Below are 23361 nucleotides of genomic sequence, written 5' to 3' on the forward strand. Positions count from 1 at the left end.
CTGGCTCGATTATTGTGCAATTCAACGGAGAAAATTCATGACGAACTACCTGAAACTCAAGGCTCAAGCCGAGGAAATCCTTCGCCAAGCAGAAGTCGCCCGCCAAGAGGAATTGACGTCCATACTGCAAGATATCCGCGCCCGCGTGGCCGAATATGGGCTGACGGTGGAGCAAGTATTTGGCCGCCAACGCGCGGCCAGGCGCCAAGCAAACCACTCTGCCGCCACCCCCAAGTATCAGGACCCGAAAACCGGGGCGACGTGGAGCGGACGCGGGCGCGAGCCGGCGTGGATCAAGGGAAAACGACGCGAGCGGTTTCTCATTCACCCCGAGCAACAATAACGATACATCCGACTTAACGGTGCGTTGTTTGTGCCATTGTTCCAGAGAAGCCATTCTCGCTCCGCTCGGAATTCCCAACCACACCCATCGCCGAATGTGCATCGACCACCGGGGCCGTCCTCCAATACCACGCCGACGTTCCCGGTGGACTTGCACCGCCACCTCGCTTCGTATATTACAATACCGCCATTTCACCCATACACGCGACACAGGTCAACCCAACCGCCCCTGCCAAACAACGCCCTAGCGACGACGGAAAAGCCATCGAACTGAGTATCCAGTACCGAGAAGCGCAAAAAACACCCCTCCCTTGACATACCACGCATCCCACCAAATCGAATTAGATGAATTGAAATCCGACGACGTAGATCCCAACGCACGAAATACATCAGATTGCGTCGCCCAAAAATCGAGGGCGGGCCACCAACACACCCAAAATAGAGCCAGCGCGATTGGACCAATATATTTTATACAAGAAATATTCAGCCGCCCAAACACCCAGCATGCGACAGCGACACTGATCGCAAGCGCAGAAACACGAAGGAAAATCGACACCGCTGCCAGAAAATCCACGCCTAACGCCGCGGAGAATTTCCACATCAAACCCGCTATGACCAGAACGATAAAAGTCGTCAACACAACCACACCAGATTCATCGTATTCCATCTGCCTCTTTCCCATCTGCGTTTTTCCATTACTTGAGATGGCACTGCTTTACCCGCCAGTTAAGAAGTGTACGCATGCCGCATCCCTGTAATGCAAGAAAAGTCTTGCTTTTGAGCATTTCAATGCTCGTCCCCCTGCCCGTCGCACGACGAAGCCAAACTCCGCCCCCTCCGCCGACGCCAAGCACGTAAGCACCTACTGGAAAACTGGACAATCGAATCGACCAACGGTAAGGTCTGCTGCATTGTCGAAAGGAAAAATTAGCAACGTCCATCGCGATGTTCGTTCCCTATCTCGAGTACGGCGGCTAGGTCGATCGGCCTCGAACCAACATGGGCGACGCCCTCCGTTGCGAGTTCCCGGGGCGGCGAAACGACAGGCCCCTAACCTGGACGTATCGAGCTAAGCTCACCGGCAATTGGCACTTTGTCGGTGGCACGCGCGACATCCCGTTAGCGATCGCGATCATGGGCGCTGATTGGTTTGACTCGATAGCCAGCCGACCAGTGCTGAGCGAGTATGCAAGCATCCCGCCAAACCTATACGTACCCAAGGTATGGCTGGCGCCGGCGCCCATCTTGCCTGGAAAAGCACCGCATCACAGCACACCTCTCCCGCAAAGGTGTCAATCAAGGGCAAAGTGCGCCCAGGACGTCATCGATGAATTGTCGATCGCATACATTCCTGACTTGCCGGCTTAGGCAAGCTTCATCCCCGACTCGAGCGTCGACTCGATTTTGTTCCGCACTTATTTCACTGGCCACCGTCACTAACTGCTCGCGCTTCGTTGAGGAATGTGTTAAAAGCCTACATGGAACACGAAAATCAGACAGGAAGCATTTTTTCGGCGTATGCATGGAACCATATCTCCGTACTGGGGCCCATCAACTGACGCAGAGATCTGCCCTCGACGACTTGCGCGGAACCATATATATTCACTTTGTCAAAATGCGAACGAATTCGTTACACTTTGTTCAACGAAGGACGAATTGCCACAATGTGTTCGCCGATTCCCGCATTCGTTGAAGCAACGAGCCTTAAGACGACGAGATCAACACCGTGCCATGCTATACTTTCGATCCGACGTCGCTAGGCAACTGACGTCAAGTCGACGCGAGGTGTGTATGCCCATCCCTAGGAAGGGCGGCATCAAAGGCCTGCCGCTAACGAGTTCATATTCACAATGCATCCCGCCTGCGATCATTGAAACGCTGACTGCGCAAGTTCAGAAGATGGTTGATGAATCCGGGAGTTCGGATAATTTTGACGCACGATCCTGGCTCCTCGACTGGCTTCTTTCACCAGTCCCGGCTCTCGCCGGCAAACGCCCAGTGGACTATCTTCACACTCCCGAGGGCATAGATCTAATCTCAAGGCTATTGGCAAGCGCCCAAACTGGGACATACTGGTAGACCGTTTCGTGGCCAGTAACCACCAAATTCCGTCCGCGACTCCGACTCCAATTTCCCCTTTTCACTCTGTCAGATGGGCGCTGGCAAGTGCAACGTTCGCAATCGGCGCTTGGAAATACCTTTTCTCCATCTTGGCCGGATTCCTCCCCCAGCTTCGCAAGAATTTGAGTATGCGCTGCTTGACTGACGTGTTGACAAAGGATTAGAGCTGCACCCCATCCTGTCCGTCGAAACACAGAACACCCGTTCATATAGAGGAGTTTGAAGTGACCCCATCCGAAGGAATTTGACAGACGGCCGAACGTTCGAACGCATGGAAATCGATACGTACTGAGAAATTTCCGACGAAATATCGGTTTGACCTCATTATGGAAGGATGTATCGCCATATTCGAGAACTTCCGCCGCGGCGATATCGGAGCAGGAACACCGCGCTATATGGCTTCAGCAGCTGCCACGAGAATCCTTCAGAAGGGTATGGATTTCGACCGTTGAACATCGAGCACTGATTCAATTCTCGATGAGAACAGCGCTCCCGCGCCTTTTCTGCGAGCAGCTGGACGTTCGGGACAACAACTTTCCAGATGGATAACGGCTCTGTAGAACGCAAATTGCTCGAGACTAGTTGCGCCATCGGTAGGGGTGAATTGCGCGCCACAAGTGGATCAACAATGACTTTGATATTGAAGCCAATATGGCACACCTCCAATTCCATCCAGATCCGCAGGAATTCCGCATATAGAAAATGCGGCACCAACTCAGCAGGAATCCCTCCTCCGTTTGCGATAGGTAACCGCAGCTTCCAACGCTGGCTCGATGGGACTGAATCACGCACGTCTGATATAGCTCGAAAATCTGTCAAATTCGAATTTGGGTTTAACGTGCGGAATGAATATGTCTCACCTCTCGGAAGTGCCGCATCAGTCTTCAGGACCGAATCGAGTGCTCGCACAGTCATCTCATCACATTGTTCCAGCGCCTTCCTCCATGCAATGAATGCGATGCAGACGGTACATGCATGCTCGCGATCGAGATAGTACAAGTCCGCCTGTTCTCCAGACGTTAGAATTGATAGACAACGCCGATGAGGGCGAACGAATCTGCGAAATATATGCCGACGCACTGAGCGATAGCGCTGTACATCAAGCATTCCCCGCGTGTCGCCTTCGTTCACATGATCATCCTTGCTCGCCCGCCAACGAAGAACAGTAGCCGGCGTTCCACTATGATTCATCCCAAAGTCCGGGGGCCGGGCCAGCGCAAACATCGCACCCCATTTTAGCTGATTCATATCCTTCTGGATTTTCGTACCATCCGAACCCAGCACATCCCCAAACAGCTCATCGGCATCCGGTTCCCTGCTACAGACTGACCGCCACCACTCTACAATTTTGCCACAGCAATTTTCGGATTCCTGAATGATTTTTAAATCCGTAACTCCTGACAACCGCCAAGCCGGATCAACAACACAAGAACCACATGCAGGACAAATCGCCGCATCTCGAAGCGTGCGTCGTCCCGCTGTTCGTATAGTTTTGGCACATGTTACACAACCACGCGTAAGTCTCGTTTGATGCCATGGACAGTGCGTCAAGGCTTTAATCGAAAATAACGTACAATGATAACCAGCCCTCGCACACGCCTCGCAACGACGAATCCCTCGTGTATTCAACACTGCCGCCGGGAAGCCCAATGTGTCCAGAAATCCCGTTTCGATAATCGACTGGTTCTCGCCCAAAAGATCGGCGTAGGTTTCCAGTGCAATGCCTTGCGCCGAGACAAACTCGGCTCCTCGCGCGGCTACCTTGCCTTGAGGTGGAGACAGCAATCGGCGGAATTCACCCCAAGACAAATAGTTCGTCGCCATCACCCTTGCAAACACCGACCATGCTGCTTCATATGGTGCGATGCTCCCTGCTAGCCAAGTTAGTCGGGCGCTAAAGAATTGGCCGCTACCCGCTCCAATTTCCCTACCCACTACACGCCCCAGCCATAATCTGATGCTCGGATGGCATTCTGAACATCGCTCGGCTTCAACACAAATACCTCATCGTCGTCCTGATGAAGAGACAGGAATAACCATTCGATAGTCATTGAGACGGCCTCCATGCAAATACCGCCTTCCGGCCCTCGCATCACCGCATCCAATTCATTCCATATAATATCAGAATACCTATAGAAGCGAAATCCCTTCCGAAATGCCATCGGAAAAAAGAATTCCGTATAGCTCCAACCAGAGCCTTCCGGCCACTCACTTTTTTCATCCAGATAGCGAAGAACAATTTCGAGCATCTTTTGTGTTGTGCAGCCATCAAATGATTTTGGCCGCCGAAAGAAGCGAGCAATCAATTGATTCAAATTCTGCTTCTGAAGACTGGTAATTAGCTGCTCAACATCTGGCTGGGCAAACGATATCACTGTCATTGTGATATTTTGCTTTTGAAGCGCGTTGCCAAGCTCGAGAAGCTTGACTATATCCTGCTGCTTGAATAAATTAATCTCATCCAGTATCATCACAAATTGATCCCCACCCTTTGCATATAAAGCAACCTCAATCTCCGAAACCAAATTATCAAATAGCGCGTCTGGATCCGTGCGTCCGGCACAGATATGATGCTCGCTCTTCAGGATGACTCTGTATGCGTGACCGTCGTTAGTACGTTGCGTAGATCGTGCAGGAACAAAGATGGCGTGGATTGTTGGAAACTCCTGTAGCAGATACTGTAGTGCGGCATATGCGCAGGTCGTCTTTCCGTAACGAGTCTTACCGATGAAAACAAGACCCGTGCGCCGGGCATATACCCGCTCCCTGATGGCCTGGTACGCATACTGAACCATCGGCGTAGGAATCGTATAGCGCCTGCACGCCAAGGGATGTCGTCCAAGCAGTTCAATACGATGTGCCTCCGTCCACCCACCCGGCGGTTTTTCAGGCTGCCTATCGTCAGGCTCCACCATATCCCCCTCCTTACCGACGTCTGGTTTCGTTCTTCACCGTAAAAAAATCCTCAGGCAAAGGCTTGAGTACCGAGAGCTTCAGTGGCGCAGATACGGGCTCTATGTCGATGGAAGAAGCGTGCGCGGCATCAACCTCTTGCCCGAATCGCGGAACCATGCCCGCGTCGTTTGCAACTCGTACGGCCTCGGTCGCAGCTTTCGGCGCAGGCCCCGCGTGCTTGCCTTTCCTAACCGCCTTGCCAGCAAGATAATTCAAATAATCGGCGACCGGGTCGCAGGTTTGGCTGAGCACAATGACGCGCCTGTAAACAAGGCTGAAGATCGCTTTTCGCGTCGTCAAACTGTGCTTCGTCATACCCCACTTACCGTCTGCCACCAGGACCCCATATTCCTCTCCAGTCGCGAGGTACGCCCAGACCTGCCTTAAATCGTCATCATCGACGTAAATTATGATTTCCTTCCCAATGAGCCAAGCAGAGTTTGCGAGCAGCGGATTCGTATAACGTACGTTTTCCAGCTGAATATATGGCCGCCGCCCTGATGTGACCGATCCTCTGACAGTTTTGACAACCCTACGGTATGCCAGCCTGGGCCGCCCCATCACATCGGTTGGCACTCTTCGAAGCATACACTTAGGATTATCTCCACATAGAAATTGCTGCATCGTCTCTAACGGAGATCTGAAATAATTGCGCTCACCTGGAGTAGCATTGTGCTCCGCCCAATGGACGTCAACAAGTTGCTCCACCTCATCCGCTCGGACGGAATATTTAGTCGCACTCTCGATAGCATCCTTCGCCCTGCCGTGCTTCGGATCCTTGCCGGTCGTTGACGGAAGCCGCTTGAACACGTTACTTGCAATCTTGCTGAATGTCTTTTCGACGTTTGGACGATGTTCAAAATGACCTGGTGGTCCCCAATTGATCATAAACCCCGCACTCCTACGAACAACGTCATGAATCTTCGTAGCTAGATTTGCCAGCGCTCCGTCCAACATCGTCAGCGTCCAAACTGCATTCGCAGCATCAGGAATAACGCCGCTTGGCAGCCCGCTTCCGGGGAGATATTCAACGGGTATAGTTAGTTTTTTTGGTTTCCAAATGTTCACGATGGCACGACGCATCACTGCGACGACATCATCGGCCGTCACCTCGCTCGAAAAGACAACGCTGTAGGCGAGAATCGCTGTCGTTAGTCGGTCGACTACCGCAAGCAACCATAGTCGCTGCAATGTTACTTCGGTGGTTGTCCCATCAGGCGTCTCAAACAGAACCGACAGAAAGGCATCAACATGGTATGCATCAATCTCAACGATATCGAACGGTTCCTCGCACGGAATTGTGAGCGAATACCCTTTCCCAGTCGCGGCGAGCGCCTTTGCATCTGAATTACCCTTGTGCTCCACGATATCGTCAAATGACCCATACAGCAGCGACCGCATGTAACGTGCGATCGAGCGCCTGCCTCCATACTTTGTGTTGAATGGCCACTCATTCGGTCCGACTTTTCTATTACGCAGTGCGCTATGAAAAAAACGAACCAACGCCATACCGGTCGGGTGATAGCCGGTTGGCTTACCGCTCTTGTCTCGTTTAATCTTTTCGGAGAGGCTTCCACTAAGGTCTGGAAATCGTGCCAGTATTGCGCCAAGAGCGCCCGACATACCGCCATGCTGTTCTGGCCGCTTGGCTCCAATCGAGGTTTGTCGAACATTCGGTCGGAGGTGTACATAGGGCACCAGTGCCCGATACCCCTGGATCCGACCATCTTCCGCGACTTCAAGGCATTTTGTCATCAATCGACGTACCGTAGATCGATGCAGACCTGTGAGCAGCCTAATCTGCCGATACGTTTTTCCTGCCGTCAACATCTTGATTGCCACGACTCTTTTATCAATCTCCTCGGCATCTTTATTCTCGCCATGCACCGCATCGAGCGATGGCCACATCTCAAGCGGTGGCGCCGCTGCCAGCAATTCGCCACGGCTTCTCAGACCATTCATGAAACGACTCACGTCGCCCCCTCCCACTGCCATTGAGTGTCTGATGTATACCCGCGGTGCGACACATCGAGACTCAACCAGCCTGTGAGTGCCAAACGCGCAATCAGCCCCTTAGCTACTGGGTCATCAACGCTCGGCACTTCGCGAAGCAACTGACCAACGGTGCCGCTACTCATCGAACGGGCAACCTCCGTCACCAGCATCGTCTGGGATTCCAGTCGTTGATCTCTCAAGGCGGTACCAAAACAGACGATTTTCGCGTATCGCATGGCGAGAACCGACTTTGTACGAAGATCAGATTGCAGAATGATCCTCGTTTCGACCTCAAGACACGCATGGTCTGACAATTCAGAACGCTCTGCCGCCGCGCGTTCATCTGCAAGGATTCGATGGCCGATAATATGACGGTCTCGCGTCGTCACCCATGCATCGACACTCCCCTTGATCACGGCCACCTTTTCCGCTGAGGCTTCGTCGCAAATCTCGAACGTCATCACATTGTGATCTGCCTCTAGATAAAGCAGCCAATGTAGGAAACGATAATTTGAGGACAGAATACAGTCGCGATCCATCTTAACGCTGTAAGTGAGATACAGTTGCCTATCCCGCCTACCGCGATACCGGTACGCCTTCAAAACGTTCGCGCGCTGCTGCGATGACAGCGTGGAATGGGATGCCATGAATACCTCCGACGATCCAGAGACCAAAGCGTCTGCCAAGCACGTCTCAACCAACTTTAGTTCATTCGCGGCCTTTCTTCACTCCTCCGGCGATCAAAATTCCAAGAGGGGCCACAAGTCTGTCATCGCAGAAGTCGGGCGAACAGGAAGCTTCGCAGCAATCTGGCAATGGCATACGCCTCAGCGTCATCCGTCATCGCGCCGCCTCGAACGCACGAAGCTCTGGAATCGAACAACTTTAGTTCACGCGGCAGTATTGGCGAAACTTTAGTTCCATTTTTTGGGAAGAAAACATACTTCCAAAGTTTGAGTGCCGCCCCCAAGAATCTGTCGCGTCGGCGTCTAGCCGCAGCCCGGAGTGAAGCAACTTTAGTTCGTCGGACTTCAGTCCGAGGAACTAAACATGATCATGCGATGGGAGACGTTCTCGCACGCTGTTGCAGTTGCGTGCTCAAGCAGCGTGAGGACTGCGACGATCGCAAGCTGCCCGAGCAGCCTGTAGCGCCCCATTCGTCCATGCCCTCCGTCCGGTTGCAAACCGCAACCGGACGGTCGACAGGTCGATCAACCTCAATTGCTATAGATCAGGCCGCGAGCGGCGCCGTTGACGTAAATCCTGCCATACGTGTTCCAGTCGCCGGCCATCACGCCGGAGTCGCCGAATTGGTGCATGTCATCGTTGAAGCGCGCCCACGTGGCACCACCGTCGTCGGAATGGTAAATGCCCCAGACGCCGTTCAGCGTGCCTTCCACGTAGACCGCGGCCGAGTACGGCGAACCGGTCCGTGCCTTGCCCAAGGCGATCACGGTGGCGCCCAGCGTGCCGTTGGCCGACGCAAAGGCGCCGAGCTTCGTCCAGGTCGCCCCCGAGTCCACCGAGTGGTACACGGCCGTGCCGTCGGCCAGCCAGAGGTCGCCCTCGGCGTTCGGGTTCACCGCGATCGACGTATCCCGCCAGGCATTCCAGGCAAGGTTCGCATTCACGGAGCCCGTGCTCAGCGCGAACGTATGGCCGCCATCGGTCGACACGTAAACCTTGCCGCCCTGCCAACTCCACGACGCGCCGCCCGAATCGTACGCATAGACTTTATTGGGGTTCTTGCGGTCAGCGGCCAGGCGATAGGCCCGAGGGAAGCCGCTCCAGGTGGCGGTGAACGCAGGAAGGTTGGTTGAGGTCCAGCTCGTACCGTTGTTTGTGGTGTACGACGGCACCGAGTCGGGCGGTGCCCAGGTCACGTTGCTGCGGGACGGGACCACCAGGTTCCCCACGTTGCTCTGGCTCGCCGCTGCGCCGGCAGGCAGGGACGCGAACGTCCCCCAGCTATTGCCGCTGTCGCCTGACCAGAAGCCCTTGGTGGCATGGCCGTTGGCGTTGTCGACGCCAGCGGCGGCGATGTACGTCGGATCGGACCACGACATGTCGGCCGAATTGCCGCTGCTCCATGTGCTCAAGGGGCCTTTCGTCGGCCTCGTCGAGAGGTCCGTATTGACCCACGTGCCGATGTCGCCCGCGCTGTTGATGAAGTTGTACGACGCACCGGGCGGCGCCGTGACGAGAGCCAGGGTGACGGTCTCCTCGAGGTTGTTGACTTTCGGACTCCAGATCGGCGTGGCCGACGAGGCGTTCATGGTTTCACAGATGCCGCCGCCGTGGACGTGCATGATGTGGTCACGATTGGCGGGGTCGATCGTGACGCCCTCGACCCAGCCGGCGCAGCCACCCGCGGCAATGCCCGTATGCGGCATGCCGGCCTCGATCTCGTGCCACGTATTGCCACCGTCGTCGGATAGCTGCACGGTCTTGCTGGTGTCGTTCCAGCCGGTCATGCCCAGGGCGATACGGGCGGTCGAGCCGAGACCGGAGACGGACAGGCCGCCAAAGCCGTTGCCGGTGGAACTGTTGAGCAGCGTCCAGGTGCTGTTGTTACTGGCTCCGTACTTGTAGAGGTAGCTGGGACCGCCGATGCCCTGGCCGACACCCGAGTTGAACACCACGTAGAAATTGCCGTCGGGCGTGCGCACGACGTGCGGGATGTAGTATCCGGACACCGTGGACGGGACCTGCACCGGCGTCCACGAGGCCCCGCCGTTGGTGGACTTGTACAAGGGCGACGTCAGGCCCGCCGCGTGGGCGTAGTCCGGGGCGACGGTAGCCCACATGATCCAGGTCGGCTGGCCGCTACCTTTGCCCGACGTATCGAAGACGACCTGCTCGACGCCGATCGGGGAATTGCCGCCGCTGACCGTGGTGGCGGACAGCCCCGTGACCTGGGCCCAGGTGCGGCCCGAATCGACACTCTTCCACAGGCCGGCCGTGCGCGATCCGTAGAACAGCGTCGAGGGATTGTTGGGGTCGACCTGCAGGCGCTCGCCGGTGGCCCGGCCGTTGTCGTTGCCGCCCACCGGGAACGGCAGGTCATAGTGTGTCCAGGTGTTGCCACGGTCGCTCGAGATATAGATGCGGCCATTACGACCCTGCGTCACGGTTATGCCTGTCGTCATGTAGACGAGCTGGTCGTTGTTCGGGTCGAGCGCGAGGCTTTCGACACCATGGAAATCGCCCTCGCCTCCACCGAAACCGATGCCGTCGGTGATGGGTGTCCATGTCGAGTTGGTCGCGTTCCAGCGGTACGCGCCACCAACATCGGTGCGTGCATACAGCAGGCCCGCGTTGGTCGGATGGTAGATCAGGCCGGTGACATAGCCGCCGCCGCCCCACTTGACGCTGGTCCAGCTGGCCGCTGGCCCGTCGATCTGGCCACGATTGGTGCCTACATAGGCGCCCACATTGGTCGCGCCCATGGCGCCGCCTTGTGTCCCGGTGCCGCTGCCTGCGCCTGTCGTGCCCTCGGATCCGCCGCCACAGCCCCATAGCGCACACGCCATCGCCATAGCGGCCATCCATCGTTGAGAAAACATGGTCATCAGAGAATCCCTTAAAGGAAGAGGTCCATCGCCGGGCCAGCCATCGGGCCCGGCGACAATCAAATCGCCATGAGCGATGCAATCTGCGCAGCGCTGAGCGCACCGCGATAGATGCGGAAATCGTCGATCAGGCCGTTGAACGTGGCGTCGTGGTATTGCGATTTGCCCAGCCAGTTCTGCGTGGTACTGCCAAGGCGGAACGGCGCCTGGAACATCGCCGTGTTGGTACTGACGGGCGTGCCGTCCACGTACATCGTGCCGGTCGAACCCGATAGCGTGACGGCCACATGCACCCATCGCTTGCTCGGCAGCTCGGTGGGGGCGTCGATGATCTGTTCCGGAGGGCCATCGCCGGGGCCGTTGGCCGTCATGGCAAAGCGCGCCCCCGCCCAGCCGTTGCGCAACTGCGCGCGCGGCGTGAACATCATGTAACGGTGAAAGCCCGTTCCGAAATCGAACAGGCGTGCCCACGTTTGCGAGCCGTTCCAGAACACCCAGGCCGCGATGGTGAAGTCCGACACTTCGGTCAGCAGATCGTCGGGCAACGCCACGTAGGCGCCCGAGCCGTTGAGCGAGACCGCGTTGCCGCTGCGCCCCGCTGCCCACGTTGCGCCGTTGAGCGTGCCATTGCGCCCGTTGCCCGAGCTATCGGCGGCCGTGATGCCGCCACCTTCATCAAACGCGAGGTGCGCGAGCAGCTGCTGCGCCGTGATCACTTTCACTTCGTTGGAGAGCGCCGATTCGCCCGCAATCGTTTGCGCTGTCACGACATAAAAATACGTGCCGGCACCGGCCGGCATATCGGTATAGGTCAGCAGATCGGTGATACCGCTCCGGATGGTGCTGTACGGTCCGCCGGCAATGGTGGCGCGCTTGACGTCGTAGCTGGTGGCATTGCTCGCGCCCCACCACGACAGCACCACCTTGCCCGCGCTTGCATAGCCGGTCAGGCCGGTCGGCGTTGCGGCGGGGGTGCCGGGGTCCAGCGTGCAGGTGAGCGTGCCATAGCCAAGCTGGTCGAACCCGCCACTGTTGGGCCCGTAGTTGCCGCCCCCACCCTCCGGTGCCACCGAGTCCGCCGCGCGCTTGGTGTACGGCGCCGCCAGGCCTTTGCGGTTGATGTAATGATTGGCCACCAGCGCCCAGCAGGGCCGCCCCAGGGCGCCGCCTTGCCCACCGGTGGAGAACTGCGTCTGGATGACGCCTGCGCTGTTCTCGTACGTGACAAAAGGCACCGGGTAGAACGTGCCGTCCGCCTGCGTCAGGTTGGCCTTGGCCACGTATTCCGCGCCTGCGAGGAAGCGGTTGTTGTCATCGCCGTACAGGTCGATGCCCTGATTCCAGGCCATCTCGCAAATGGCGCCGGTCAATGCAATGCCGAGCACACTGTGGCCCTGATCGCGGCCGGCTTCCTGCCATTGTCCGAGGTTGCCGGGGTGCATGTAGTACACGGCTTGCCGGATGCAGCCGTTGCTGCCGCCCGTCTTGAAATGGGTAACGGCCTCGTTGACGAGTTCGGCATCGTCGCACAGCACGCCGATGGCCAGGACGCACGCGATGTTGGCCAGGCCCCAGTTGGCCCAGTAGTGCGTGTCCATGGCGGTGTCGATACGGGTCAGGAAAGCATGGCTGACCGGGTAGAAGACATTGCGCATCATCGCCTGAAACGCGGCGAGGCCGGACGGACTCCAGCCGCTGTAGCTGCGCATGATTTCGGCTGCGTTGGCGAATTCGTAGCCGTAGATGCCGGCGGCGAGCGCCACGTCGCTGCCGCCAAGCGTCGTCAGCGTCGAGGCCCATCGGTCCAGATATTCCACGGCCTTGTCGGCGTAGCGCTTGTCGTCCGACACCTTCCAGCGCAGCGCGTCGCCATAGGCGGCGGCGATGTCGTTATAGAGGGCGCCGTAATTCTGACCATGCGTGGGGTCGTTGCCACGATAGATGCCGACCTGCGGGTTCGGCTTGTTCGTCAGGCGCGTGTGACCGTTGGCGACGAGTACGTTCCAGCTATCGATCCAGGGTGAGGCCTTGGCACCCACCTTGGCGCGCATGCGCGCGAAATCCGCCTCGGTATGCAACAGACCCGGATGCGTGAAGCCCTGGATCTGCACGGTGCTCTCCCGCAGCGCGACAGGCGTCTTCTCCGGTGAAGGTGCGTCGAGCAATGTTGGCGTGGTCGCGCTCGGCTGACCGCCGCTGCGCGTCGTTGCTTGCGCGACATTCACGGCGCTGTCGCCGTCGCCCCCGCAACCGGCCAGCAAAGACGCCCCCAGCCCCACCATGAAGTGCCGGCGCGAAGGACTCCTGATATCGTCCGCTTCGCACGCATTGTCCGACAGCGCTGCCCCCTTTACCTGATTGCTGTTCATATATCCATTCACTCCATGTTGTCGCTAATGATGAAAGCGCCCGGGTTCAATGTGCGCCGGAGGCGATCTGGCGCGCCAGACCTTCGACAACTGCAGCCTTGCCGACACCGGCCTGCCCGCCCGGTCACCCGATGCGATCCAGATTCGCGTGTTCCGCGGGAGGTTTGTCGATGGCAACTCTTTCAGCTACCGCTGCCGCCATTCGCAAACCATATCGACGTTCAGGCCGTTCTCACGAGCAATCCGCGAGGTCGATGCATTCGGTCGTTTCGGTTCCACCGCAATGACTTTGTCAGGTCTGTTAACTATCGTGCCAGCGATATATTTCGCGGGCGTTATCCTTGCCGTTTTTCGTCATGGATTCAAGACTGCGTGCAACTGACCTGCGAATAAACTTTCGGCCCGGTCGCCGCGCTGTTCCGGCTCGATCACGAGGACGAAGCCGTCGACGACCCGAACGACACGCCGCCTGGCATCAGTGCGGTGACGCTGTGGGCCGCGCGAAGCGAAGTCGTCGAGCATGCGCACGAGACGTCCCGCAACGTCGCCGCCGTCCTGGTCAGCGAGATCGCGCGGACCGTCGAAACGCCCAACAATGCACTCGTTGCACTCGCCGCCGATCTCGTCAACCCCGAGGTCGCGCGCATGGACGCCGGCCGCCGGCGCGCGTGCGTGGCGGGGCCCATGGCCGACGCGACTGCTGCGGCAACCGGCATCGACGTCCAGGACCTGCCGTGCGGGCCGCTCGACGAAGCACAGGCGAAGGCGCTGTTCGCGCGCTTCGGCGTGTCGCCGGTGCGCGAGTGCGTCGTGCGCAACGCAGCGGACGCCGGGCGGGCCGCACGATGCGAAAGCCCGCGACGTGACGGAGTGCGAACGGCCTACCGCCCGGCCGGCGGCTGCAGGATGCCGCGCGGAATCAACGCGATCAGCACGCAACTGACCAGCAGGCAGGCGCCCAGTGCGTAAGTTCCGTTGTTGATGTTGCCGGTCATTTCCTTCGCGATGCCGGTGATCATCGAACCCGTGAAGCCGGACAGGTTCCCCACCGAGTTGATCAACGCAATGCCGGCGGCCGCGGCCGTGCCGGACAGGATCTGCCCGGGAAAGGTCCAGTAGATCGGCATCAACGCAAGGATCCCGCACGTCGCGATGGTCAGGAACAGGATCGACAGCGCCACGTTATGTGCGCACGCCGCGCTCGAGATCAGGCCGACACCGCCGATCAGCGCGGGAATCGCCGCATGCAGGCGACGTTCGCCGGTCTTGCGCGAGTGCGAGGCGTTCCACACCATCGCGAAGATTGCCGTCAGGTACGGAATGGCGGTCAGCAGGCCGATGTGCAGCGGGCTGCGCACGCCCGAAGCACGGATGATCGACGGCAGCCAGAAGGCGAGCCCGTAGAAGCCGGTATTGAACGTGAGAAGGATGAAGGTGAGCAGCCAGACACGCGGGCTGCGCAGCGCGGCGCCGATGCTGTGCGACTTGTGCGCTGCCTCGGATTCGAGGTTGCGCGACAGCACCGCCTTTTCGTCGGCGGACAGCCACTTCGCCGACTGCGGCCCGTCGCCGAGGCAGGCCAGCACGATGAACGCCACCACGATCGACGGCAGCCCTTCGAGCAGCAGCATCCATTGCCAGCCGCTCATGCCCGACAAACCGTGCGTCTGCTCCATCAGCCACCCGGAAACCACGCTGCCCAGCGTCAGGCTCAACGGGATCGCGACCAGGAAACCCGACATGGCCACGCTCTGGCGACGCGCCGGGAACCAGTAGTTCATGTACAGGATGACGCCCGGGAAAAAGCCGGCTTCGCACAGGCCCAGCAGGAAGCGCAGCGTGTAGAACATGGTGGACGTCTGCACGTGGAAGAACTGTGCGAGCGGCACGATGAAGGCCATCGACGACGACACGATGCCCCATGTGATCATGATCCGCGCGATCCAGAAGCGCGCGCCGTAGCGGTGCAGCAACAGGTTGCTGGGCATCTCGAACAGGAAATAACCCCAGAAGAAAACGCTGGCGCCGAGCGCATAGACGCTGTCGCTCAGGCCCAGGTCGTCGAGCATCTGCAGCTTCGCGAAGCCCACGTTGACGCGGTCCAGGTAGGCCACGACATAGCAGAGCAGCAGCAACGGAAGGATGTGCCGCATGACCTTGCGATAGAGGGCGTCCTCGGACGAATCGGCCGCGGCCGGTGCGGCAGCGGTCTGCGTGATGGATGGCATCGGTTTGTCTCCTGATCGTGTAGGTCTTCTTCGTACCGGCGTGTTCCGGATGCACGGATGTTACCGATAACATCCCGTCGCAAAAAAAACGCCTGCGAGGCGACGGGAGCGGCCGGTGATCTGATACCGGTAACAAAACAAAGGTAGCATGCTGCGACAGGCGCGTTCAAGCCCCGACGAACGAGTGGTTACCCTAGTGCGCCGCAGGCGGCCAGCGCGGTATGCCGCACCGGTATGATGTAGCCTTTACAGGCTTTCCCGATCGCGATTCCGATGCCCAGCCCCACCGCCGTCCGGCCTGCCGGACCGCCCCGCATGTCCGATGTAGCGCGCCTCGCCGGCGTATCGAAGATGACCGTGTCGCGCGTGCTTGCCGGCCACGGCGTGGCCGCCGAGACGCGCGAACGGGTCTGCCGCGCGATCGATCAGCTCGGCTACGTGGCCGATGCTGCCGCCGGGGCGCTGTCGTCAGGGCGGTCGGAATTCGTCGCGGTGCTGGTGCCGTCGCTGTCGAGCTCCAACTTCTCGGACACCGTGCGCGGCCTGACCGACGCACTCGAACCGCACGGCCTGCAACTGCTGCTCGGCGACACCGACTACGACCTGGAGCGCGAGGAACGGCTGGTGCGTTCGATGCTGCGTCACCAGCCGCGCTGCATCGCGCTGACCGGTGCACAGCACACCGATGCGACGCACAAGGTGCTCGAGCGCTCGGACATTCCCGTGGTCGAGATGTGGGACCTGCCCACGCGCCCCATCGACACCGCCGTGGGCTTCTCCAACGTACGCGCCGCGCGTGCGATGGTGCGGCATCTGGCCGATCGCGGTTACCGGCGCATCGGCTTTCTCGGCGGCGCGAGCGAACTGGATCGGCGCGGCCTCGATCGCCTCAAGGGCTACCAGGCGGAAATCAAGGCATCGCGGCTGGGCGAGCCGCGCATCGTCCGGCTCGGTGAATCGCCGATCACCATGAGCCACGGCGGGCCCGCGATGGCCGCGCTGCTGGCGCAGTGGCCGGACACCGATGCCGTGATGTGCGTGAGCGACATGTCGGCGTTCGGCGCGATCATGGAATGCCACCGGCGCGGCCTGTCCGTGCCCGCGGACATCGCAGTGGCCGGCTTCGGGAACTTCGAAGTGGCGACGTGCTGCCACCCGACCATCACCACCGTGTCGGTCGACGCATACGGCATCGGGCTGCGCACCGGCCAGGCGTTGCTGGAGGCGCTGCAGGCGCGCGACGACGGCGAACGCGCCGAGCCTCACCGCATCCGCATCGACTACACGATCGTCGCGCGGCAAAGCGCGTGACACACTGACCGGGCGCATCGCACCGTCGCACGCATCGGCGTGCGCCGATGCCGGACGGACGCGCCGCCGCGGCAGCACGCGCCCCCCGCCCCTTCCGCTGCTCGCACGCAAAATTCCCTTCCGCCACGCAAAATCCCCGTGCTAACATCCATTGAAATGTTACCGGTAACTATCCGGCACGCATAACCGAAAACGGCCCCCTTCGGAGACAGCCCGCCATGTCACAAATCCCTCGCCGCCTGCGCAGCCAGGAGTGGTTCGACGATCCTGCGCACGCAGACATGACCGCGCTCTACGTCGAGCGCTTCATGAACTACGGGCTGACGCGCGAGGAACTGCAGTCGGGCCGCCCCGTCATCGGCATTGCGCAGACGGGCAGCGACCTGGCGCCGTGCAACCGCCACCACATCGAACTGGCCGAGCGCACCAAGGCAGGCATTCGCGACGCGGGCGGCATTCCGATGGAATTCCCCGTGCATCCGCTGGCCGAGCAAAGCCGCCGGCCCACGGCCGCGCTCGACCGCAACCTGGCGTACCTCGGGCTCGTGGAAGTGCTGCATGGCTTTCCGCTGGACGGTGTGGTGCTCACGACCGGCTGCGACAAGACCACCCCCGCCTGCCTGATGGCCGCAGCCACCGTCGACATGCCCGCCATCGTGCTGTCGGGCGGACCGATGCTCGACGGCTGGCACGCGGGCAAGCGCGTCGGCTCGGGCACCGTGATCTGGCATGCCCGCAACCTGCTCGCTGCCGGCGAGATCGACTACGAAGGGTTCATGCAGCTGACCACGGCATCGTCGCCGTCGATCGGCCACTGCAATACCATGGGCACGGCACTGTCGATGAACAGTCTGGCCGAGGCGCTGGGCATGTCGCTGCCGGGCTGCGCGAGCATTCCCGCCGCCTATCGCGAGCGTGGGCAAATGGCTTACGCCACCGGCAAGCGCGCGGTCGAACTCGTTCGCGACGATCTGCGCCCGTCGAGGATCATGACGCGCGCGGCGTTCGAGAATGCCGTCGTCGTCGCCTCCGCGCTCGGCGCATCGACCAACTGCCCGCCGCACCTGATCGCCATTGCCCGCCACATGGGCGTGGAACTGAACCTGGACGACTGGCAGCGCCTGGGTGAATCCGTGCCGCTACTCGTCAACTGCATGCCGGCCGGCGAATACCTCGGGGAGAGCTTTCACCGCGCCGGCGGCGTACCCGCCGTGTTGCGCCAGCTCGATGCGGCCGGCCTGCTGCGGCGCGACTGCCTGACCGTGTCCGGCCGCGCGATCGGCGAGATCGCCGACGCCGCGCAGGACGCCGACCGCGACGTGATCCGTACGCCCGACGCGCCGCTCAAGCATGGCGCGGGCTTCATGGTGCTGTCGGGCAACTTCTTCGACAGCGCCATCATGAAGATGTCGGTGGTGGGCGACGCCTTCCGCCAGACCTATCTTGCCGACCCGGGCGCGGAGAACACGTTCGAGGCGCGCGCGATCGTGTTCGACGGCCCCGAGGACTACCATGCCCGCATCAACGACCCCGCGCTCAACATCGACGAGCGCTGCATCCTGGTGATCCGCGGCTGCGGCACGGTCGGCTACCCGGGCAGTTCGGAAGTCGTCAACATGGCGCCACCTGCCGACCTGGTGAAGCGCGGCGTGACGTCGCTGCCCTGCATGGGCGACGGGCGCCAGAGCGGCACGTCGGCCAGCCCGTCGATCCTGAACATGTCGCCCGAAGCTGCGGTCGGCGGCGGCCTGGCCCTGCTGCGCACGAACGACCGCATTCGCGTGGACCTGAATCGCCGCAGCGTCGACGTGCTCGTCGACGAAGGCGAACTCGCGCGCCGCCGCGAGACGGCAAGCTTCACGGTGCCGCAGGCGCAAACGCCCTGGCAGGAACTCTACCGCCGGTTCGTGGGCCAGTTGTCCACCGGCGGCTGCCTCGAACCGGCCACGCTGTACCTGAAGGTGATCGAGCAACGCGGCAACCCGCGCCATTCGCACTGATCCAACCGACCACGACTCCTGCCGAGCTGACCATGCGTACTCCTTCCGTTTCCGACTGCCTGCCGCACGACCTTGCGCAGGCCCTGCTGATCGGCCGTGTGTGGCGGCACGATGGTACCCATGCGGGGCCGAGCGTCGTCGCCGTGCGCGGCGGCGAGATGTTCGACATCACGCGCACCGTGCCGACCACCGCGGACCTGTTCGACCGCCCCGACGCGATCGCCATCGCGGGCACCGCCCCCGGCGAGTCGCTCGGCCGCGTCAAACCGCTGCTGCAGGCGGCGCTCGACGGCGCGTCCGGCGCCACGCATCTGCTCGCCCCTTGCGACGTGCAGGCCATCAAGGCTTGCGGCGTCACCTTCGCCGTCAGCCTGATCGAACGCGTGATCGAGGAACAGGCCGGCGGCGATCCTGCCAAAGCGCGGGTCGTGCGCGAAACCATCGCCGCGACCATCGGTACCGACCTGTCCAGGATCGTGCCCGGTTCGGAAGCCGCCATGCGCCTGAAGGCCGAACTCGAGCGCCGCGGCGCGTGGTCGCAATACATGGAAGTCGGAATCGGCCCGGATGCCGAGGTGTTTTCCAAATCCCAGCCGATGTCCGCAGTGGGCTTCGGCGCGGACGTGGGTCTGTTGCCCGTGTCGGTCTGGAACAACCCGGAGCCGGAAATCGTGCTGGCGGTGGACAGCAACGGCAGGCCGGTGGGCGCCACGCTCGGCAACGACGTGAACCTGCGCGACATCGAAGGCCGCTCGGCACTGTTGCTCGGCAAATGCAAGGACAACAACGGCTCGTGCGCGATCGGCCCGTTCGTGCGGCTGTTCGACGACGGCTTCACGCTGGACAGCATACGGCAGGCCAGCGTGTCGCTGCGCGTCGAAGGCGCGGACGACGGCTTCGTCCTCGACGGCATCAGCCACATGCGCGAGATCAGCCGCGACCCGGCCGACCTCGTCGCGCAGACCAGCGGCGCGCATCACCAGTATCCGGACGGCTTCATGCTGTTTCTCGGCACGATGTTCTCGCCGATCCAGGATCGCGACGCGCCCGGCGGCGGATTCACGCATCACCTGGGCGACCGCGTGACCATCTCCACGCCCGCGCTCGGCGCGCTCGTCAATACCGTGCGGCTTTGCACGGAGATCGCGCCGTGGACCTTCGGCGTGCGCGCGCTGTATGCGAATCTGGCCGCGCGCGGGCTGCTTGCTGCTTGAGGCCGGGCGCTCGACAACCTGAAGGCGTACGCGTACTGCATCGACGGACTACAGGCCGGCGGCAAGCTTCGCCGATATCCTCGCGGCCGGCTGCGATGCCGGCATTCGCTACGACGAACGCCTCGAACAGGACATGATCGCCGTGCCGATCGGCCCGCGCCCGCAACGCCGCGCAACCGCCGCGGCACCGGCCTATCTCGACCGGCGCGGCCGGCCGGCCCATCCGCGCGAACTGCCCGATCATGCGTGCCTGCGCGGCCGCTTGCCAAGGCACGCCCAGCAGCCCATCGATCATGAAACACCGTCTAACCGGGACGATACTGTTCACGGAAGTACGCCACAGGCGCGGCTTTCCGCGAGTGCCGAACGGCATCCTCAGGAACTTGAAGAGCCCCCCACTTTGTTTCGCTCTCCGTGTTGATTTGCACGTAAGCACTTCGCACCCCAAGGGGTGAGCCAACGTAACGTACAATTTTTTCCGGATTCTGAAGCAACAGTCATGTTTCCTGTTTTCGTCTGTCGCCGACCCAAATTTTTACCCTCGTCAAAATTTTGGCCGGAGAGAATGACACGCTGAAACAGCGCATCACCCATCCAGGCACGACCCCCGCAAACCCTTTCAGGCCCAGCCAATCGCTGACCGGGAGACAAAGATGCCCACGAACCAGGATTCACGCCCGACGGACGAATCGGATCACGGAGAATTCTCGCTAAGCGAAGTCCCGCTCGAGAAACGCACGGGATTCCTGTCCATCACGATGGTGTTGTTGAGTTTCACGTTCTTCACGGGAACGATGTTTGCCGGCGGCAAGATCGGCGTCGCCTTCGACGTCGTCGGCATGATCCAGATCGCCGTGATCGGAAACCTGTTGCTCGCCGCCTATGCGGCGTCGCTCGCGCTGATTGCCGCGCGCAGCGGCCTGAATGCCGTGCTGATGGGGCGATTCTGCTTCGGGGAAATCGGCAGCAAGCTGTCCGATTTTCTGCTCGGCTTCGCCGAACTCGGCTGGTACGCATGGGGAACCGCCACGGTGGCCATCGTATTGGTCAAGCTGCTCGGGTGGCCGGCCTCCGTTACCACGCCGCTGATGATCCTCTTCGGCTTCGGATTTTCCATCACGGCCATCATTGGATATCGCGGCATGGACGTGCTGTCGCGCGTCTCCGTGCCGTTGATGTTCGTGCTTCTGACGACGTCGATGTGGATCGCCACCCGCGATATCGGCGGCTGGGCCGGCCTCACGCACGTCGTGCCGTCTCATCCGATGCAGTTCTCGGCGGCCGTGACGATGGTCATCGGCACCTTTGCCAGCGGCGCCACCCAGGCAACCAACTGGACTCGCCTCGCACGCAGCGCGCGCAGCGCCGTGTGGGCAAGCATGATCGGATTCTTCGCGGGCAACGGCCTGATGATCGTCGCGGGCGCATACTGTGCAATCGTCTATCAGCAAGCCGACATCGTCGAGGTGATGATGCTGCAAGGCCTGTCGATCGCAGCGGTCGTGATGCTGTGCCTCAATCTCTGGACCATCCAGGGGCCGACGATGTACAACGTGGCGGCCGCCGGATGCCATCTGCTGCGCACCGAACGGCGCCGCACGCTCGTACTGGTGGGCGCGGCGATCGGCATCGTGCTCGCGGTCGGCGGGATGTACGAGTTGCTGATCCCGTTCCTGGTGCTGCTCGGCTCGATCATTCCTCCCGTCGGCGGCGTGATCATGGCGGACTACTGGTACCGCCATCGCGGGACATACCCGTCGCTTGCCACCGCCCGCCTGCCGCGCTTCAATCCGGTCGGTCTGGCCGCGTATGCGATCGGCGCCATACTCGCCTATACATCGCCGTGGATCGCACCGATCGTCGGCATCGCGGCGTCCGCCGCCGCCTACATCGCGCTGCTGCAGATTTCCCGTGCGTTCTCCCGCGAACCGTCCGTCCAGGGTGAATGATTTCGCTTCACGCCCGCCCGGCCCTCACGAACAAAAGGAATCCTCATGAAAATCGTCAACGCCAGATTGCGCGGCCATAGCGGCCTCTTCACGATAGACATCGATACGGACACGATTCGCGGCATCGACCTCCAGCCGTCGCAGCTGACGCAGCCAGGAGACGACGTCATCGATGCAGGCAGCAATCTCGTCATCCCTCCGCTGGTCGAGCCGCATATCCATCTGGATGCGACGCTGACCGCCGGCGAGCCCGAGTGGAACATGAGCGGCACGCTGTTCGAAGGCATCGAGCGGTGGGGCCAGCGCAAGGCCACCATTACGCATGACGATACGAAAGCCCGCGCCCACACCACGATCGGGATGCTGCGCGACAACGGCATCCAGCACGTGCGCACGCACGTGGACGTCACCGATCACACGCTTGCCGCATTGAAGGCGATGCTCGAGGTCAGGGACGAGGCGCGCGATCTGATCGACCTGCAGATCGTCGCCTTCCCTCAGGAAGGCATCGAATCGTTCGAGAACGGACGTGCGCTGATGGAGCGCGCGATCGAAATGGGCGCCGACGTCGTCGGCGGTATTCCGCATTTCGAGAACACCCGCGATCAGGGTGTGAGTTCCATCAAGTTCCTGATGGATCTCGCGGAACGCAAGGGCTGTCTGGTCGATGTCCATTGCGACGAGACCGACGATCCGCATTCGCGCTTCCTGGAGGTGCTCGCCGAGGAAGCGCGGGTTCGCGGGATGGGCGCGCGCGTCACCGCCAGCCACACGACCGCCATGGGTTCCTACGACAACGCTTACTGCTCGAAGCTGTTCCGCTTGCTGAAACGGTCGGGAATCCATTTTGTATCGTGTCCGACCGAAAGCATCCACCTGCAGGGACGTTTCGACACCTTCCCGAAACGACGCGGCATTACGCGGGTGGCGGAACTCGATCGCGCCGGCATCAACGTGTGCTTCGGACAGGATTCGATCAAGGATCCGTGGTATCCCGTCGGCAACGGCAACATCCTGCGCATCCTCGACGTCGGCCTGCACGTGTGTCACATGCTCGGTTATGACGACCTGCAGCGATGCCTCGACTTCGTCACGGAGCACAGCGCACATGCGATGTCGCTGGGCGATCGTTATGGCATCGCCGTCGGGCGGCCGGCCAATCTGCTGATCCTCGATGCCGATTGCGACTATGAAGTGATACGCAAGCAGGCAAAGGTGCGAATGTCGCTCCGCGCCGGGAAGGTCATCATGCAGCGCGCGCCGGAACGCATCACCTATCCTGAAGCGGGCACGCGTTGAGCGGGC

At 60.8% G+C, this 23361-nt stretch carries 15 protein-coding genes and 2 pseudogenes; 9 read left to right on the forward strand and 8 right to left on the reverse strand.

The features are described from left to right. The first annotated feature begins 37 nt into the window (after positions 1-37). Positions 38-343 carry an H-NS histone family protein gene (locus tag FPJ27_RS15345; protein ID WP_204421695.1) on the forward strand — a complete coding sequence of 102 codons (306 nt, stop codon included), beginning with the start codon at positions 38-40 and terminating at the stop codon, positions 341-343. Between the two features lie 243 nt (positions 344-586). Here the strand turns inward: FPJ27_RS15345 and FPJ27_RS15350 are convergent, their stop codons facing one another. Further along, complete coding sequence (locus FPJ27_RS15350; RefSeq protein ID WP_204421696.1) at positions 587-1009, reverse strand: hypothetical protein; 423 nt, start codon at positions 1007-1009, stop codon at positions 587-589. Positions 1010-2241: 1232 nt separating this feature from the next. Between FPJ27_RS15350 and FPJ27_RS36545 the strand changes: the two genes are divergently transcribed. Beyond that, entirely contained in the window at positions 2242-2421 is a 180-nt protein-coding gene (locus FPJ27_RS36545; protein ID WP_239483314.1) for an MbcA/ParS/Xre antitoxin family protein, read from the forward strand. Positions 2422-2787: 366 nt separating this feature from the next. On the opposite strand, the gene FPJ27_RS15360 is transcribed toward FPJ27_RS36545, so the two are convergent. The 6 genes from FPJ27_RS15360 to FPJ27_RS15385 all read right to left on the reverse strand — a co-directional run bounded on the left by FPJ27_RS15360 (position 2788) and on the right by FPJ27_RS15385 (position 13267). Then, a complete protein-coding gene (locus FPJ27_RS15360; RefSeq protein ID WP_204421698.1) occupies positions 2788-4287 on the reverse strand; it encodes a hypothetical protein in 1500 nt (499 codons plus the stop codon). 110 nt (positions 4288-4397) lie between these two features. Beyond that, complete coding sequence (locus tag FPJ27_RS15365; RefSeq protein ID WP_204421699.1) at positions 4398-5378, reverse strand: ATP-binding protein; 981 nt, start codon at positions 5376-5378, stop codon at positions 4398-4400. A gap of 10 nt (positions 5379-5388) precedes the next feature. Beyond that, a complete protein-coding gene (locus FPJ27_RS15370; protein WP_239483212.1) occupies positions 5389-7380 on the reverse strand; it encodes a Mu transposase C-terminal domain-containing protein in 1992 nt (663 codons plus the stop codon). An 8-nt stretch (positions 7381-7388) separates the two neighbouring features. Next, the gene (locus FPJ27_RS15375) at positions 7389-8060 is read right to left on the reverse strand and encodes a hypothetical protein (protein WP_204421700.1); all 672 of its coding nucleotides are present in this window, start codon (positions 8058-8060) and stop codon (positions 7389-7391) included. 570 nt (positions 8061-8630) lie between these two features. Continuing rightward, positions 8631-10985: a dockerin gene (locus tag FPJ27_RS15380; RefSeq protein ID WP_204421701.1), complete on the reverse strand. Its 2355-nt coding sequence runs from the start codon at positions 10983-10985 to the stop codon at positions 8631-8633. Between the two features lie 59 nt (positions 10986-11044). Beyond that, positions 11045-13267, reverse strand: a complete 2223-nt coding sequence (locus FPJ27_RS15385; protein WP_204423228.1) for a LamG-like jellyroll fold domain-containing protein — start codon at positions 13265-13267, stop codon at positions 11045-11047. 558 nt (positions 13268-13825) lie between these two features. Between FPJ27_RS15385 and FPJ27_RS15390 the strand changes: the two are divergent. After that, positions 13826-14167: pseudogene (locus FPJ27_RS15390) on the forward strand (hypothetical protein); the annotation flags it as partial. A gap of 68 nt (positions 14168-14235) precedes the next feature. Here FPJ27_RS15390 and FPJ27_RS15395 read toward each other — a convergent pair. Continuing rightward, the gene (locus tag FPJ27_RS15395) at positions 14236-15582 is read right to left on the reverse strand and encodes an MFS transporter (RefSeq protein ID WP_204421702.1); all 1347 of its coding nucleotides are present in this window, start codon (positions 15580-15582) and stop codon (positions 14236-14238) included. Positions 15583-15855: 273 nt separating this feature from the next. On the opposite strand from FPJ27_RS15395, the gene FPJ27_RS15400 reads away from it, so the two are divergent. From FPJ27_RS15400 to codA, 6 genes and pseudogenes are all read left to right on the forward strand, one after another. Continuing rightward, positions 15856-16893: a LacI family DNA-binding transcriptional regulator gene (locus FPJ27_RS15400; RefSeq protein ID WP_204421703.1), complete on the forward strand. Its 1038-nt coding sequence runs from the start codon at positions 15856-15858 to the stop codon at positions 16891-16893. Between the two features lie 218 nt (positions 16894-17111). Then, on the forward strand, positions 17112-18893 hold the full coding sequence (locus FPJ27_RS15405; RefSeq protein WP_204421704.1) for an IlvD/Edd family dehydratase: 1782 nt from the start codon (positions 17112-17114) through the stop codon (positions 18891-18893). A gap of 32 nt (positions 18894-18925) precedes the next feature. Next, positions 18926-20107: a fumarylacetoacetate hydrolase family protein gene (locus FPJ27_RS15410; RefSeq protein ID WP_204421705.1), complete on the forward strand. Its 1182-nt coding sequence runs from the start codon at positions 18926-18928 to the stop codon at positions 20105-20107. A 64-nt stretch (positions 20108-20171) separates the two neighbouring features. After that, positions 20172-20369, forward strand: a pseudogene (locus FPJ27_RS36550) (LysR family transcriptional regulator); the annotation flags it as partial. A 391-nt stretch (positions 20370-20760) separates the two neighbouring features. After that, positions 20761-22056, forward strand: a complete 1296-nt coding sequence (codB, locus tag FPJ27_RS15415; protein ID WP_204421706.1) for a cytosine permease — start codon at positions 20761-20763, stop codon at positions 22054-22056. A gap of 45 nt (positions 22057-22101) precedes the next feature. Beyond that, the gene (gene codA / locus FPJ27_RS15420; protein WP_204421707.1) at positions 22102-23355 is read left to right on the forward strand and encodes a cytosine deaminase; all 1254 of its coding nucleotides are present in this window, start codon (positions 22102-22104) and stop codon (positions 23353-23355) included. Positions 23356-23361: the final 6 nt, after the last annotated feature.

This window comes from Burkholderia sp. MS455 (genome assembly GCF_016899445.1).
GTDB lineage: Bacteria > Pseudomonadota > Gammaproteobacteria > Burkholderiales > Burkholderiaceae > Burkholderia > Burkholderia pyrrocinia_C.

Bases quoted from the DNA above. Each gene is read 5' to 3' on its own strand.
- FPJ27_RS15345 (WP_204421695.1), top strand. From the start codon at position 38: ATGACGAACTACCTGAAACTCAAGGCTCAAGCCGAGGAAATCCTTCGC.
- FPJ27_RS15350 (WP_204421696.1), bottom strand. From the start codon at position 1,009: ATGGAATACGATGAATCTGGTGTGGTTGTGTTGACGACTTTTATCGTT.
- FPJ27_RS36545 (WP_239483314.1), top strand. From the start codon at position 2,242: ATGGTTGATGAATCCGGGAGTTCGGATAATTTTGACGCACGATCCTGG.
- FPJ27_RS15360 (WP_204421698.1), bottom strand. From the start codon at position 4,287: ATGGCGACGAACTATTTGTCTTGGGGTGAATTCCGCCGATTGCTGTCT.
- FPJ27_RS15365 (WP_204421699.1), bottom strand. From the start codon at position 5,378: ATGGTGGAGCCTGACGATAGGCAGCCTGAAAAACCGCCGGGTGGGTGG.
- FPJ27_RS15370 (WP_239483212.1), bottom strand. From the start codon at position 7,380: ATGAATGGTCTGAGAAGCCGTGGCGAATTGCTGGCAGCGGCGCCACCG.
- FPJ27_RS15375 (WP_204421700.1), bottom strand. From the start codon at position 8,060: ATGGCATCCCATTCCACGCTGTCATCGCAGCAGCGCGCGAACGTTTTG.
- FPJ27_RS15380 (WP_204421701.1), bottom strand. From the start codon at position 10,985: ATGACCATGTTTTCTCAACGATGGATGGCCGCTATGGCGATGGCGTGT.
- FPJ27_RS15385 (WP_204423228.1), bottom strand. From the start codon at position 13,267: ATGGTGGGGCTGGGGGCGTCTTTGCTGGCCGGTTGCGGGGGCGACGGC.
- FPJ27_RS15395 (WP_204421702.1), bottom strand. From the start codon at position 15,582: ATGCCATCCATCACGCAGACCGCTGCCGCACCGGCCGCGGCCGATTCG.
- FPJ27_RS15400 (WP_204421703.1), top strand. From the start codon at position 15,856: ATGCCCAGCCCCACCGCCGTCCGGCCTGCCGGACCGCCCCGCATGTCC.
- FPJ27_RS15405 (WP_204421704.1), top strand. From the start codon at position 17,112: ATGTCACAAATCCCTCGCCGCCTGCGCAGCCAGGAGTGGTTCGACGAT.
- FPJ27_RS15410 (WP_204421705.1), top strand. From the start codon at position 18,926: ATGCGTACTCCTTCCGTTTCCGACTGCCTGCCGCACGACCTTGCGCAG.
- codB (WP_204421706.1), top strand. From the start codon at position 20,761: ATGCCCACGAACCAGGATTCACGCCCGACGGACGAATCGGATCACGGA.
- codA (WP_204421707.1), top strand. From the start codon at position 22,102: ATGAAAATCGTCAACGCCAGATTGCGCGGCCATAGCGGCCTCTTCACG.